This window comes from Kitasatospora albolonga, from assembly GCF_039535905.1.
In the GTDB taxonomy this organism is placed as follows: Bacteria; Actinomycetota; Actinomycetes; order Streptomycetales; family Streptomycetaceae; genus Kitasatospora; species Kitasatospora albolonga.
Genome location: NZ_BAAAYB010000086.1, coordinates 75,364 through 87,879, shown reverse-complemented (window position 1 = coordinate 87,879; position 12,516 = coordinate 75,364). Strand labels below are relative to the sequence as shown.

General features: G+C 72.1%; 10 protein-coding genes and 4 pseudogenes. 7 read left to right on the top strand and 7 right to left on the bottom strand.

The annotated features are described in order from the left end of the window. From ABD946_RS21435 to ABD946_RS21415, 5 genes and pseudogenes are all read left to right on the top strand, one after another. Positions 1 to 584 (top strand): annotated as a pseudogene (locus ABD946_RS21435) (dTDP-glucose 4,6-dehydratase); the annotation flags it as partial. Between the two features lie 492 nt (positions 585 to 1,076). Continuing rightward, positions 1,077 to 1,386, top strand: a pseudogene (gene rpsJ, locus ABD946_RS21430) (30S ribosomal protein S10). A gap of 14 nt (positions 1,387 to 1,400) precedes the next feature. Next, positions 1,401 to 1,536 (top strand): annotated as a pseudogene (rplC, locus tag ABD946_RS21425) (50S ribosomal protein L3); the annotation flags it as partial. A 2-nt stretch (positions 1,537 to 1,538) separates the two neighbouring features. Next, positions 1,539 to 2,196: pseudogene (locus tag ABD946_RS21420) on the top strand (endonuclease/exonuclease/phosphatase family protein); the annotation flags it as partial. 68 nt (positions 2,197 to 2,264) lie between these two features. After that, on the top strand, positions 2,265 to 3,272 hold the full coding sequence (locus tag ABD946_RS21415; protein ID WP_345285944.1) for an endonuclease/exonuclease/phosphatase family protein: 1,008 nt from the start codon (positions 2,265 to 2,267) through the stop codon (positions 3,270 to 3,272). 99 nt (positions 3,273 to 3,371) lie between these two features. On the opposite strand, the gene ABD946_RS21410 is transcribed toward ABD946_RS21415, so the two are convergent. Then, positions 3,372 to 5,534, bottom strand: coding sequence for a TerD family protein (locus ABD946_RS21410; protein ID WP_345285942.1), 2,163 nt, complete (start codon positions 5,532 to 5,534; stop codon positions 3,372 to 3,374). A 62-nt stretch (positions 5,535 to 5,596) separates the two neighbouring features. Next, entirely contained in the window at positions 5,597 to 7,339 is a 1,743-nt protein-coding gene (locus ABD946_RS21405; protein WP_345285940.1) for an NAD+ synthase, read from the bottom strand. Positions 7,340 to 7,426: 87 nt separating this feature from the next. Between ABD946_RS21405 and ABD946_RS21400 the strand changes: the two genes are divergently transcribed. Both ABD946_RS21400 and glnA read left to right on the top strand, forming a co-directional pair. Beyond that, complete coding sequence (locus tag ABD946_RS21400) at positions 7,427 to 7,609, top strand: hypothetical protein (protein ID WP_345285938.1); 183 nt, start codon at positions 7,427 to 7,429, stop codon at positions 7,607 to 7,609. Between the two features lie 139 nt (positions 7,610 to 7,748). Further along, the gene (gene glnA, locus ABD946_RS21395; protein ID WP_345285936.1) at positions 7,749 to 9,110 is read left to right on the top strand and encodes a type I glutamate--ammonia ligase; all 1,362 of its coding nucleotides are present in this window, start codon (positions 7,749 to 7,751) and stop codon (positions 9,108 to 9,110) included. Positions 9,111 to 9,195: 85 nt separating this feature from the next. Here glnA and ABD946_RS21390 read toward each other — a convergent pair whose 3' ends face one another. The 5 genes from ABD946_RS21390 to ABD946_RS21370 form a co-directional block, all read right to left on the bottom strand. After that, positions 9,196 to 9,663 (bottom strand): hypothetical protein, encoded by a 468-nt coding sequence (locus ABD946_RS21390; protein WP_345285934.1) that lies wholly within the window; start codon positions 9,661 to 9,663, stop codon positions 9,196 to 9,198. A gap of 27 nt (positions 9,664 to 9,690) precedes the next feature. After that, complete coding sequence (locus tag ABD946_RS21385; protein ID WP_345285933.1) at positions 9,691 to 9,951, bottom strand: hypothetical protein; 261 nt, start codon at positions 9,949 to 9,951, stop codon at positions 9,691 to 9,693. 27 nt (positions 9,952 to 9,978) lie between these two features. Continuing rightward, the gene (locus ABD946_RS21380; protein WP_345285931.1) at positions 9,979 to 10,446 is read right to left on the bottom strand and encodes a hypothetical protein; all 468 of its coding nucleotides are present in this window, start codon (positions 10,444 to 10,446) and stop codon (positions 9,979 to 9,981) included. A 158-nt stretch (positions 10,447 to 10,604) separates the two neighbouring features. Beyond that, positions 10,605 to 11,444, bottom strand: a complete 840-nt coding sequence (locus ABD946_RS21375; RefSeq protein ID WP_345285929.1) for a hypothetical protein — start codon at positions 11,442 to 11,444, stop codon at positions 10,605 to 10,607. Continuing rightward, the gene (locus tag ABD946_RS21370) at positions 11,441 to 12,382 is read right to left on the bottom strand and encodes an ABC transporter ATP-binding protein (RefSeq protein ID WP_345285927.1); all 942 of its coding nucleotides are present in this window, start codon (positions 12,380 to 12,382) and stop codon (positions 11,441 to 11,443) included. Before ABD946_RS21370 ends, ABD946_RS21375 begins: the two co-directional genes overlap by 4 nt. Between the last annotated feature and the right edge of the window lie 134 nt (positions 12,383 to 12,516).

The window sequence follows — 12,516 nt, the reverse complement described above, 5'->3', positions numbered from 1 at the left end:
CGGCCGCTCGCAGCTCCGAACGTCCCGCGTCAGGGCCAGCCGGTCCAAGGCCGCCCGCGACCTGCTCGCCCTCTCCTACCACCGCACCCACGGCCTGGACGTGGTGGTCACCCGCTCCTCCAACACCTACGGGCCGTACCAGTTCCCGGAGAAGCTGATCCCGCTCTCGCCACCGAGCTGCTGGACGGCCGGACCGTCCCGCTCTACGGCGACGGCGGTCACGTCCGGGACTGGCTGCACGTGGACGACCACTGCCCGGGGGCATCGAACTGGCGCTGGCCCGCGGCCGGGCCGGCCGGGTCTACCACCTGGGCGGGGGAACCGAGTTGACCAACCGTGAGCTCACCGGCCTGCTGCTGGCCGCACCGGCCGCGGTTGGGAGGCGGTCCGCCGCGCCCCCGACCGCAAGGGCCACGACCGGCGGTACCTCGCTGGACGGCGCCCGGGCCCGCGCCGAGCTCGGCTACCAGCCGCGGGTGGAGTTCCGGGCCGGCCTGGCCGACACCGTCCGCTGGTACCGCGAGCACCGCGACTGGTGGCAGCCGCTGCGGGTCGGAGACCGAACTGTCGTACAGCGGGCCTGAGTTGGAGCCCGCGGGGGGCGCGTGGTGCGGATCACGCGCTGCTCCGATTGGCATCCGACCTGCCGATTGTGGCAGGATGTCCTAGTTGGCTCGGTTGAGTTGCCCGATGCTGCGCGCCTCCCGCCGGGAGGACTGGAAGCGAGTCCCAGGTACTCGTCGTTCCCGTGATGGCCGTTCATATTCCACGTGCTGTATGTGGGCGTAGTGGTGTGTAGTCGACACCGCGGCACGCTGCGGGGCGGACGTACGGGAATCTTCCGGGAAGCGTGGGCAGGGCCTCGACCCGGCGCCTGGCGGGTGCAAGACCTCGCCGACCCCGATGTACCGAGACCGAGAAGGCGTGACCTTCCCGGTTTCTTGCAAGCGAGAGGGCGACACGCCCGAGCGCGGGGGTCGGAGAAGGTAACCACCCGGGGGCGCCCACCGGACCAAGCCACCCGGCCGAATCCGGCTGCAGAAGCAACAGACGACACAAAGGACTACTGAGTAGCCATGGCGGGACAGAAGATCCGCATCCGGCTCAAGGCCTACGACCACGAGGTGATTGACTCCTCGGCGAAGAAGATCGTCGAGACCGTCATTCGCACTGGTGCGCAGGTCGCGGGCCCGGTGCCGCTGCCCACTGAGAAGAACGTTTACTGCGTCATCCGCTCGCCCGCACAAGTACAAGGACTCGCGCGAGCACTTCGAGATGCGCACTCACAAGCGTCTGATCGACATCCTCGACCCGACCCCGAAGACCGTTGACTCGCTGATGCGCCTCGACCTTCCGGCCGGCGTCGACATCGAGATCAAGCTCTGAGAGGCGCGACGAAGATGGCAAAGCAGATTAAGGGCATCCTGGGCGAGAAGCTCGGCATGACCCAGGTCTGGGACGAGAACAACCGGATCGTTCCGGTGACCGTCGTCAAGGCCGGGCCCCAATGTCGTGACCCAGGTCCACACCGCTGACGGGGCGACTTCACCGTGCTCACGCCACAACGTGGCCGCCGCCAACACCGACCCGGCCGGCACGGTGAAGCTGCTCAACGACTCGGGCGCCCAGATCGTCGCCCTGGAGGAGCTGGCCGCCGACGGCGTCCGCACCTACAGCAAGGGCCTGGCCGCGGCGTACCCGTACCACGTGGTGGAGGGCACCGTCGGACTCTGGTCCAAGTACCCGATCTCCGACACCCGGGTGGTGGACATCAAGATCGGCTGGACCAGGGCCTTCCGCTCCACCGTGACGACCCCTCAGGGCCCGCTCGCCGTCTACGTCGCCCACCTGCCCTCGGTCCGGCTGAAGTTCGACAGCGGCTTCACCGCCGGGCGGCGGGACGTCAGCGCACAGGCGCTCGGTGACGCGATCGAGGCCGAGCCGGTGAAGAAGGTGCTGCTGCTCGGCGACCTCAACGGCACCATGAACGACCGCTCGCTCGCCCCCGTCACCTCCCAGATGCGCTCCGCCCAGGGCGCGGCCGGGGACGGCTTCGGCTTCAGCTGGCCCTCCGGCTTCCCGATGGCGCGGATCGACCAGATCCTCAGCAAGGGCGGCCTCACCCCGACCGACTCCTGGGTGCTCCCGGCCGACGGCAGCGACCACCGGGCGATCGCGGCCGAGTACCGGTACTGAGGAACCCTTCCGCACCGCGGCGGCGTCTGATCCCTCATAACGCTGACATAACGTCACAAGGGGGATGAATGACTCAGGTGGACACCCGCGCACCCGTGCGGGCCAGGAAGGCCCCGCAGCCGTCGTCCCCGCCCGCGCGGCGGAAGAACCGCTGGCGGCGGGGGCGGATCCTGGCCGGGCTGGCGGTGCTGACGGCGCTGGTGACGGCCGGGCACTCGCTGTTGCCCGACGGCGGCAACCTCGGCGGCTTCGTCGAGACCTTCCTGCCGTGGAGCGGCCTGCTGGTGCTCGCGCTGCTGCTCGGCGCGCTGCTGCGCCGCTCGGCCACCGCGCTGGTGGCGACGGCGCTGCCCGGGGCGGTCTGGCTGGCGATGTACGGCGGGGCGCTGGCGGACGGCAGCAGCGGGAAGGGCGACCTGACGGTGGTGAGCCACAACGTGGCGGCCGCCAACGTGGACTACGCCGGCACGCTGAAGGTCCTGAAGGACTCGGGCGCCGACCTGATCGCCCTCCAGGAGATGGAGTCGGCCGCCCTCGGCGAGTACCGGCGGGGCCTGGCCTCCGCCTACCCCTACTACCTGGGCGGCTCGACCACCGACGGCCTGTGGTCCAAGTACCCGATCGTGCCGGGCGGGTTCGTCGAGAAGGACGGCATCCAGCACATCGGCACGGCGGCCCGTGCGGTGGTGGAGACGCCCAAGGGGCGGGTGGCGGTCTACTACGGCCACCTGGACTCCGTCCGGGTCACCCCGCGCAGCGGCTTCGGTGCCGACCCGCGGAACGAGAGCGTCAAGGCGCTGAGCGCCGCCCTGCGGAGCGAGCCGGAGGAGAGGGTGCTGCTGATGGGCGACCTGAACGGGAGTCTGACGGACCGTGCGTTCGACCCGCTCACCGAGCAGCTGACGTCGGCTCAGGAGACGGCCGGCCAGGGCTTCGGCTTCACCTTCCCGGCGGCCTTCCCGATGGTCCGGATCGACCACGTGCTCAGCGGGGGGAAGCTGACCGCCACCGACTCCTGGCTGCTGCCGAGGAGCGGCAGCGACCACCGGGCGGTGGCCGCCTCGTTCAAGCTGTGAGGGCCGTTCCGGTGGCGGCGAGGAGAGCGGACGGACTAGTTCATTGGAAGATGAGAAGGAAGCCCGTCCATGGCCTCGCCGCCGCGGCCACGCTAGCAGTCAGGCGGGGATCAGATCACGCAGGTTTTCCGGCGTGACGACGGTGGAGTCCGGGTGCAGGCCCTCGGGCCGCTCCAGCCCGACGAAGGTGACCGGCCCGTCCGGGACGGTGGCGCCGTCCCAGAGGGTGGTGGTCACCGCGTCCATCAGTCCGGTGAGGTGGCGCACCGTCAGGTACCGCCGCTCCACCGCGCCGCGCACCAGGGTGGCCACCGAGACCCGGTTGCCCTCGACCTGGTTGGCGTGCGGGCGGCCCTTGAGGTGCAGGTGCAGCCACTTCGCCCACCAGGTGCCGTCCGGATCGCGCAGGAAGACCAGCGGCAGGGCGACCCGGCCGGGGCCGCGCAGCTCGGACTTCATCCGGACGGTGCGCGCCTCGAAGGGCCGGCCCTGCTGCTCGGCCTCGCGCAGCATGTAGCCGAAGAACGACTCCTTGACCTGCTCGAAGCCCTCGCCGTCGTAGATGTTCACCTGCGGCACGATGTACGTGCCGCGCACCGCGCCGAGGCGGAGGTTGATGAACTCCGAGGCGCCGTCCCTGGCGTCCGTGACGTCGCCCGAGTGCTCGCCCTCCAGGCTCGTCAGCTCGGTGTACGAGAGCCAGCCCAGGGTGCCGTACTTCTCGTCCAGCAGCAGCGCCGACAGGTCGAAGTCGGTGCTGGTCCGGGCCTGGTGCCAGTACACGAAGAAGCGCAGCAACTCGCCCTCGACCCTGGAGACCGACCCCCGGGGCAGCACGCCGACCCCGCTGGAGGTCGCCTTGCCACCGAGCGGCACCGCGACGTCCAGCACGGCCGGGTCGAGCAGCAGGTGAGCGGGGTGCGGGAGCCGTCGGCGGGTCTCCCGGTCCAGCAGCGCCGCGAGCCGGTCCCCGGCCGTCTCCGGCAGCCCGGGGCGGTGGTCGTCGGCGACCCAGGCGCGGCCCAGGCGGTTGGTGAACACCCGCTTGGCCCGGTCGGGCCGGGTCCGGTTCAGCAGGTGCTCCCGGAGCGAGAGCAGGACCCGGCCGGAGACCTGCGGTGCGGCCCGCTCGGCGGCGGCCAGCACGGCCTCGCGCTCCTCCTCGTCGGGGCAGGCGGTCAGCAGGTGGTCCAGCGCCCGGAAGAGCCGGCCGGGTGCGGCCGTGGCCAGCAGGCGGGCCGCCCCGCCGGCGTCGCCGTCGGCGAGCAGCGCCTCGGTCCGGCCGTTCAGGGTCGGGGCCCGCTCCTCGCCGCGCGCGACCGCGAACACCCGGGCGGCGTGCGGCCACCGGGGGTACTCGTGCGGGTGGAGCCGCTCACCCAGGCGCTTGAACTGCTCACGGTGCGGGTGCACGTCCGCCAGCTTGGCGGGCTCGGCCGCCACCACCGCGTCCAGCCCGGCCAGCAGGGCGCGGCGCACCGGGCGGCGCAGCCCGCGCAGCCGGGTGGGTTCGGTGAGGGTCGGGTCTCCGTCGGAGAGCACGCAGGCCAGCCGGAGCACGTCGGTGACGGTGTCCAGCTCCAGGGCCGAACCCGCGTGCAGGCGGGCCCGGTTGACCACTGCCCGGTTCTCCCGGACCGGGATGGCGTCGGGCTGGGGCCCGTCGGTGCAGAGCGGGGCGAGCACGGCGAGGTCGCGCAGCCCGTCCGGGCCGAGCGGGGTGGTGCTGCCGGCCAGGGCCAGGTAGAGCGCCGTCCGTTCGTCGCGGAGCGGCCCGCCGAGGTGCAGGACGGTCACCCGGTCGGTGGCCCCCGCGATCAACTCGGCGTGCTTGGCGAGGAGTTCCTCGTAGCGGTGCCGGTACCTGCCGTAGTCCGGGAGGTCCAGCAGGTTGACCGACCCGACGCCGAGCCGCTGGAGCAGACGCCCGCCGTCCTCCTCCAGGGCCCGGGACAGGCAGAACGCCCAGAACTCCGCCGTGTCCGGCACGTTCGCCGGGAAGTCGACGAAGTAGCTGTTGTGCCGGACGTGGTCGCCGACCAGGCCGCGGACGGTGGCCAGGGTGCGGGCCCCGGTGCCGGCCACCGCCTCCGCGTCCAGCTGCGCCAGGTGCCCGAACAGCTCGGCCGACAGCTTGAAGCCGACCGAGAGCAGCGCCGCGTCCAACTGCCCCGTGACGGTGGCCCCTTGGCCCAGCGGGCCGGTGGGGACGGGGATGCGGTGGGTGTTCCGGAGGACCAGGGCTTCGAGCTGCTCGGACATCCGTGCATGCTCGCAGAGCCCCGGCCGCCCCCGCACCCCGGTTTCGCCCGTCGCTCCCGCTCTCAGCCCTGGCGCCAGCGGTTGGTGACGGGCAGCCGGCGGTCGCGGCCGAAGCCCTTGGGGGAGACCTTCGGGCCCGGCGGGTACTGGCGCCGCTTGTACTCGGCGGTGTCGACCAGCCGGACGATCCGGTCCACCACGGCCGGGTCGTACCCCCGCGCGACGATCGCGTCCCGCCCCTGGTCGCCCTCCACGTAGAGGTCGAGCACGGCGTCCAGCAGCTCGTAGTCGGGGAGCGAGTCGGTGTCCACCTGGTCCGGCCGCAGCTCGGCGGAGGGCGGCTTGGCGATGGTGTTCTCCGGGATCGGCGGCTGCTCGCCGCGTTCGAGCGCCGCCGCGTTGCGCCACTGGGCGAGGCGGAAGACCAGGGTCTTGTAGACGTCCTTGATCGGCCCGTACGCGCCGACCGAGTCGCCGTAGAGGGTCGAGTAGCCGACCGCCAGCTCGCTCTTGTTGCCCGGCGCGAGGACGAGGTGGCCCTCCTGGTTGGAGACCGCCATCAGCAGGGTGCCGCGCAGGCGGGACTGGAGGTTCTCCTCCGCCAGCCCGGTCAGCTCGGTGGCGGCGGTGTAGGCGTCGAACATCGGGGCGATCGAGATCGTGCGCAGGTGCAGCCCGGTGCGGCGGGCCAGCTCGGCGGCGTCGTCGCGGGAGTGCTGCGAGGAGTACCGGCTCGGCATCGAGACGCCGTGCACGTTCTCCCCGCCGAGCGCGTCGGTGGCGATCGCCGCCACCAGTGCGGAGTCGATCCCGCCGGAGACCCCGATCAGCACCGAGCGGAAGCCGTTCTTGCGGACGTACGCCCGGGTGCCCTCGACCAGCGCCTGGTACACCTCGGCCTCGTCGCCGAGCCGGGGTGCGGGCGTCTGACGCCCCGTCGGTTTCCGGTCCTCGGGGGTGCCGCCGAGGTCGGTGCGGGCCAGGCGCAGGCCGTCGTTCAGCAGCAGACCGTCGGTGGCGTCGGTGGCCGCCGGGAGCTCCAGGTCGGCGAGCAGCAGGTGCTCCTCGAACTGCGGTGCGCGGGACAGGACTTCGCCCTGCGCGTCGACGACGAGGGAGTCCCCGTCGAAGACCAGCTCGTCCTGGGCGCCGACCATGTTCACGTACGCCAGCGTGCAGCCGGCCTCCCGCGCGCGCTTGCGGACCAGGGCGAGGCGGGTGTCGTCCTTCTCCCGCTCGTACGGCGACCCGTTCAGGACGAGCAGCAGCCCCGCCCCGGCCTCCCGCGCCGCCTGGACGCGGCCGCCGTCCTGCCAGATGTCCTCGCAGATGGCGAGGGCCACGTCCACCCCGTGCAGGCGCAGGACCGGCAGCTGGTCGCCGGGGACGAAGTAGCGGTGCTCGTCGAAGACCCCGTAGTTGGGGAGGTGGTGCTTGGCGAAGCGGCCCTTCACCTCGCCGCGGTGCAGCACCGCCGCACAGTTCTGCGGCGACCCGGCGGGGCGCCCGCGCCACGCCTCGGTGGACCGCCCCAGGTATCCGACCACCACGGGCAGCTCCCCGAGCCCTTCCTCGGCCAGCGTCCCGGCCAGCCGGGCGAGCGCCTCCCGCGAAGCGTTGACGAACGACCCGCGCAACGCCAGGTCCTCCACCGGATACCCCGTCACCACCATCTCCGGGAACGCCACCAGCTGAGCCCCGCCCTCGGCGGCCCGCCTGGCCCAGCGCACCACCTCCTCGCAGTTGCGCTCGATGTCACCGACCCAGGGGTCGGTCTGGCAGAGGGCGATACGCAGATTCGGCATGACCCCACCTTATCGTCTAACTGACGCTATGTCTGCTGTGGTCCTCGCCACGGTGCAGGATGGGTGGGTCGGGCGGAGGAGGCTGGGATGGTTTCGCAGGAGCACCACGATCCGGAGAGCGGTCCACTCATGGGGGACGAGGTGTCCTTCGCCGAGTACCTGCTGCGAACGGGACCCGTGCTCGACGACGCCTTCGCAGACGAGATGGACAGGATCGTCGCCGAGCGCGGCCTCCCGCGGCCGGTGGACCTCGGGGAATCGCCGGAGTGACGGCGCGCCCCGGATCCGACGCATCCCGGGCTGGACTCCGGACGAAGATCCGACATGATGGGGGCATTCGTTGCCGGGCCGCTACGGGCGGACGACCGGGCGTAACACGGACGTAAAGAGCAGAGGTGAGACTGTCCCCATGGGCAAGCAGCAGGAGTTCGTGCTTCGTACGCTCGAAGAGCGTGACATCCGTTTCGTCCGGCTGTGGTTCACCGACGTGCTCGGGTTCCTCAAGTCGGTCGCCGTGGCGCCGGCCGAGCTGGAGCAGGCCTTCGAGGAGGGGATCGGCTTCGACGGCTCGGCGATCGAGGGCTTCGCCCGGGTCTACGAGTCCGACATGATCGCCAAGCCGGACCCGACCACGTTCCAGATCCTGCCGTGGCGCTCGGAGACTCCCGGCACCGCCCGGATGTTCTGCGACATCATGATGCCGGACGGCTCGCCCTCGTACGCCGACCCGCGGTACGTGCTGAAGCGCACCCTGGAGAAGGCCTCCAGCCTCGGCTTCACCTTCTACACCCACCCCGAGATCGAGTTCTTCCTCCTCAAGGACCTCCCCGGCGACGGCACCCCGCCGATCCCCGCCGACCAGTCCGGCTACTTCGACCACACCCCGCGCGGTGTCGGCCACGACTTCCGCCGACAGGCCATCACCATGCTGGAGTCGATGGGCATCTCGGTGGAGTTCTCCCACCACGAGGGCGCCCCCGGCCAGCAGGAGATCGACCTCCGGTACGCGGACGCGCTCTCCACGGCCGACAACATCATGACCTTCCGCCTGGTCATGAAGGAGGTCGCGCTGGAGCAGGGCGTGCACGCCAGCTTCATGCCGAAGCCGTTCTCGCAGCACCCCGGCTCCGGGATGCACACGCACGTCTCCCTCTTCGAGGGCGACCGGAACGCCTTCCACGAGTCCGGCGCGGAGTACCAACTCTCCAAGGTGGGGCGCTCGTTCATCGCGGGCCTGCTGAAGCACGCGGCGGAGACCGCCGCCGTCACCAACCAGTGGGTCAACTCCTACAAGCGCATCTGGGGCGGTTCGCAGCGCACGGCCGGTGCGGGCGGCGAGGCGCCGTCGTACATCTGCTGGGGCCACAACAACCGCTCCGCGCTGATCCGGGTGCCGATGTACAAGCCCGGCAAGCAGGGCTCGACGCGGATCGAGGTCCGCTCGCTGGACACCGGGTGCAACCCGTACCTGGCGTACGCGGTGACCCTGGCCGCCGGCCTCAAGGGCATCGAGGAGGGCTACGAGCTTCCTCCGGGCGCCGACGACGACGTCTGGGCGCTGACGGACGCGGAGCGGCGGGCGCTCGGGATCCAGCCGATGCCGCAGAACCTCGGCGAGGCCATCGACCTGATGCAGCGCAGCGAGCTCGTGGCGGAGACGCTGGGCGAGCACGTCTTCGACTTCTTCCTGCGCAACAAGCGCCAGGAGTGGGAGGAGTACCGCTCCGAGGTCACCCCCTTCGAGCTCCGCAAGAACCTCCAGGTGCTCTGACCTCGCGTCAGGCCTGAGCTTCGGCCCGTTCCCCGGCGGCGAAACGCCGCAGGGGAACGGGCCGAAGTGCTGTGAGCCGTGGGGGTCAGCTGTTGTTGATCAGGTCGATGAGTTGCTTGATGCCCTCGCCGCCGAGGGCGGCGATGGCGATGCGGACGGGGTGGTACCAGGGGAGGCCGTCGAGCCACTGCTTGAAGGCGGGGTAGCCCTTGGCGGCGGCGGACTTGGCGCCGGACCAGAGCTTGCCGCCGGCCTTCTTGAGGGCGGCCAGGGCGGCCTTGGCGGCGGAGGAGGCGGCGCCGCGCTGGAGCTCCGGGGTGGCGTTGCCGTCGGCGACGGCCCGGAGCAGGGTGCGGTCGGTGGCGTCGAGGTGCGGGCGCAGCTCGGGGGAGGCCAGGACGGCCCGGGCCTGAGGTGCCGTCAGGGTGACGGGGGCGGTGGAGGCGGCCGACGTGCGGGTGTGGTCGGCGGCGTTGGCGGCCGGGGCGGCGACGCCGATGGCGACGGCGGCCAGGGCCGTGGCGGCCGCGATCCGTAGGTGACGGGTCTTCATGCGGGGTTTCTCGTTCCCTCGGGTCGGTCAGGTCTGGGTGAGCCAGAACAGGGAGCCGAGCAGGACGTACAGGACGGGCACGACCACCCCGCCGACGCCCGGGGGGCGCCTGCGGAGGGCGAACCAGCCGTGTGCGAGCGCGGTCGCGGCCGCGCCGACGGCGTAGAGGATCCACCCCGGGGCGTTGTCGTCCGGCAGCAGGTGGAAGGTGATCCAGCCGGCGAGCACCGGGAGGACTGCGGCTCCCCAGACGGTGTCGGCGTGCTTCTGCGAAGGCGTCTTGTCCATGCTCAACTCCTGTTCCTCAGAAGGGGATCAGCCGATCTGCTTGGCGAGCCAGTCGATGACCTCCAGCTGGACCGCGCCCGGCAGGGCCTTGAGGGTCCACTTCAGCGGGTTGAGGTTGGAGAGGCTGTCGACCCACTTGCGGTAGGCGTCGGCGCCGTTCTTGGCGGCGCGGATGCCGGCCTTGAACAGCGAGCCCGACTTCTTGAGCAGCGCCTTGATGGCCTCGGCCTTCGGGCTGCCGTACTGGACCTGCTGGTTCTGGAGGTTCCGCAGCTCGGTGAGCTCGGCCGCGGTGAGGCCGGCCTCACCGTTGGTGGCAGCGGCCGGGCTCTGCTGGATCAGGGTGATCAGGCGGGCGGTGTCGGCCTGCTGGAGGGCGACGGCGGTGGCCGGGGCGCGGTGGGCCTCGGCGGCGTTGGCGGCCGGGGCGGCGACGCCGAGGGCGACGGCCGCGAGGGCAGAGGCGGCGGCCAGACGGATGTGCTTGCGGTTCACGTAAACTCCGTAGGTGCGTCAAGCGGGGAGGGCGTGCGGGATCGCGGGCGAGGCGTGGAAACTTGGCCCGCCCCCGCTGCCCTCTTCCCCCTGTTTCTTTTTCTCGGTCCCCCGGAATCCGGCCGCTCGGCCGTTTCCGGGAAGTCTTCGGGGGACGGTCAGGCGTCCCGTCGCCGGTAGGCGAAGGCGCCGGCCAGTGCCGTCGCGGCGGTGAATGCGAGGAACACCGACAGTCCGGCGGCCGGGGAGAGTTCGCTGCCCAACAGGGCCCGGGTGAAGCCGTCCTGGGGCGCCTCGTCGGAGGTGCCGGCCATCGCGGCGCGGGCGGCGGCGAACGGGAGCCACCCGCCCAGCCCGTCCGCGTCGAGCAGCCGCCCCAGCAGCGCGCCGACCAGCCGTTCGCCGAGCAGCGGCCAGCCCACCAGGAGCAGGACGGTGGCCGCACGGTTGCGGACGATCGCGGCGGTCGAGGCCGCCAGCACGGGCCAGCAGGCCATCACCAGCAGGTAGCGGAGCACGGCCGGGACGCAGGCCGCCCAGTCCGGCTGGGCGGTGCCGCGCAGGGCGAGGGTGGTCGCGGCGGCCGCCGCCGCGAGCAGGGCGAGTGCCGCCGCGGTCGCCGCGCAGACGGCGGCGCCGACCAGGAGCTTGGCCGCGAACGCGGTGCCGCGCGAGGCGGCCACCAGCCAGGTGGTCCGGGCCGCGCCCCGGGCGAGGTCGGAGCCGACCGGGCCGGTGCCGAAGGCGATCAACAGCAGTGCGAGCAGAGGAAGTTGCATGGCGACGGGCTGCCACTGGAGTGCGTCGGCGGCGAGGGCGGGGGTGGGGGCGTCGGTGAAGCCCAGGTCCACGCCGTTGCCGATGCCGAGCACCAGGGCGACGGCGAGCACCACCCAGGTGGAGCGCAGCCCCGCCAGGTGGCGGTACTCGTAGGCGGTGGCACGGCGGAGCGCCGCCCCCCTCGAGACGGCCGGGGGCGGGGTGATCGTGGTGCTCATCGGATCCGGAACTCCTCGTCGGCCACGGAGAGGTAGAAGTCTTCGAGGGTGGGGCGGCGCTCGTCGAGCCAGGAGAGGGCGATGCCGTGACGGGCCGCCAGCTCGCCGACCTGGAAGCGGTCCAGGCCCTCGACGCCCAGCCGGGTGCCGGTCGGGTCCGCGCCGTCCTGCGGGCGCACCCGGGCGCCGGCCTCGGTGGCCAGTTCGGCGAGGCGGGCGGCCCGCGGGCTCTCGACGGTGACGAACCCCGAGGCGCGCGCGGTGAGTTCGCCGACGGCTCCGGTGGCCACCACCCGGCCGTGGGCGAGCACCACGACCCGGTCGGCCGTCTGCTCCATCTCGCCCAGCAGGTGACTGGAGATCAGGACCGCCTTCCCCGAGCGGGCGAGGTCGCGCACGAAGCCGCGCAGCCAGGTCAGGGAGTGCGGGTCCAGGCCGTTGGCCGGCTCGTCCAGGACCAGCACGGCCGGGTCGCCGAGCAGGGCCTGGGCGATGCCGACCCGTTGCGCCATGCCGAGCGAGAGCGCCTTGAGGCGCAGGCCCGCGGCCTCCGACAGACCGACCAGGGACAGGACTTCGTCCACCCGCGGGGTCGCGACGCCGATCCCGGCGGCGACCGCGCGCAGGTGGGTGCGCACGGTGTGGGAGGGGTGCCCGGCGACGCCGCCGAGGACGGCGCCGACGATCCGGGCGGGGGCGCGGTGGGCCCCGAGGGGCTTGCCGAAGTAGAGGGTGCGGCCCGGACCGGTGGCCAGGCCGAGCATCAGGCGGATGGCCGTGGTCTTGCCCGAGCCGTTGGCGCCGAGGAAGCCGGTGACCGTCCCGGCCGGGAGGTCCAGTGACACGTCGTCGAGGACGGTCCGGCGGCCGAAGCGCTTCCCCAGCCCCTGGGCGGAGACCAGGATCTCCGGTCCGTCGCTCCGATCGTGCGCTTGCACGTCCCCATACCCCCTCATTGCCCGGACTTTACCCATCGGATCGGGAAGAGTCCGGGATTCATGCCGATATCCCCGCCCCCCGACGTCGAAATCCTGTCAGCCGTAAATGCCCGGACGCATAATCCCTGAGGACG

Coding starts and splice junctions, on each gene's coding strand:
- ABD946_RS21415 (WP_345285944.1), top strand. CDS start 2,265: ATGACTCAGGTGGACACCCGCGCACCCGTGCGGGCCAGGAAGGCCCCG.
- ABD946_RS21410 (WP_345285942.1), bottom strand. CDS start 5,534: ATGTCCGAGCAGCTCGAAGCCCTGGTCCTCCGGAACACCCACCGCATC.
- ABD946_RS21405 (WP_345285940.1), bottom strand. CDS start 7,339: ATGCCGAATCTGCGTATCGCCCTCTGCCAGACCGACCCCTGGGTCGGT.
- ABD946_RS21400 (WP_345285938.1), top strand. CDS start 7,427: ATGGTTTCGCAGGAGCACCACGATCCGGAGAGCGGTCCACTCATGGGG.
- glnA (WP_345285936.1), top strand. CDS start 7,749: ATGGGCAAGCAGCAGGAGTTCGTGCTTCGTACGCTCGAAGAGCGTGAC.
- ABD946_RS21390 (WP_345285934.1), bottom strand. CDS start 9,663: ATGAAGACCCGTCACCTACGGATCGCGGCCGCCACGGCCCTGGCCGCC.
- ABD946_RS21385 (WP_345285933.1), bottom strand. CDS start 9,951: ATGGACAAGACGCCTTCGCAGAAGCACGCCGACACCGTCTGGGGAGCC.
- ABD946_RS21375 (WP_345285929.1), bottom strand. CDS start 11,444: ATGAGCACCACGATCACCCCGCCCCCGGCCGTCTCGAGGGGGGCGGCG.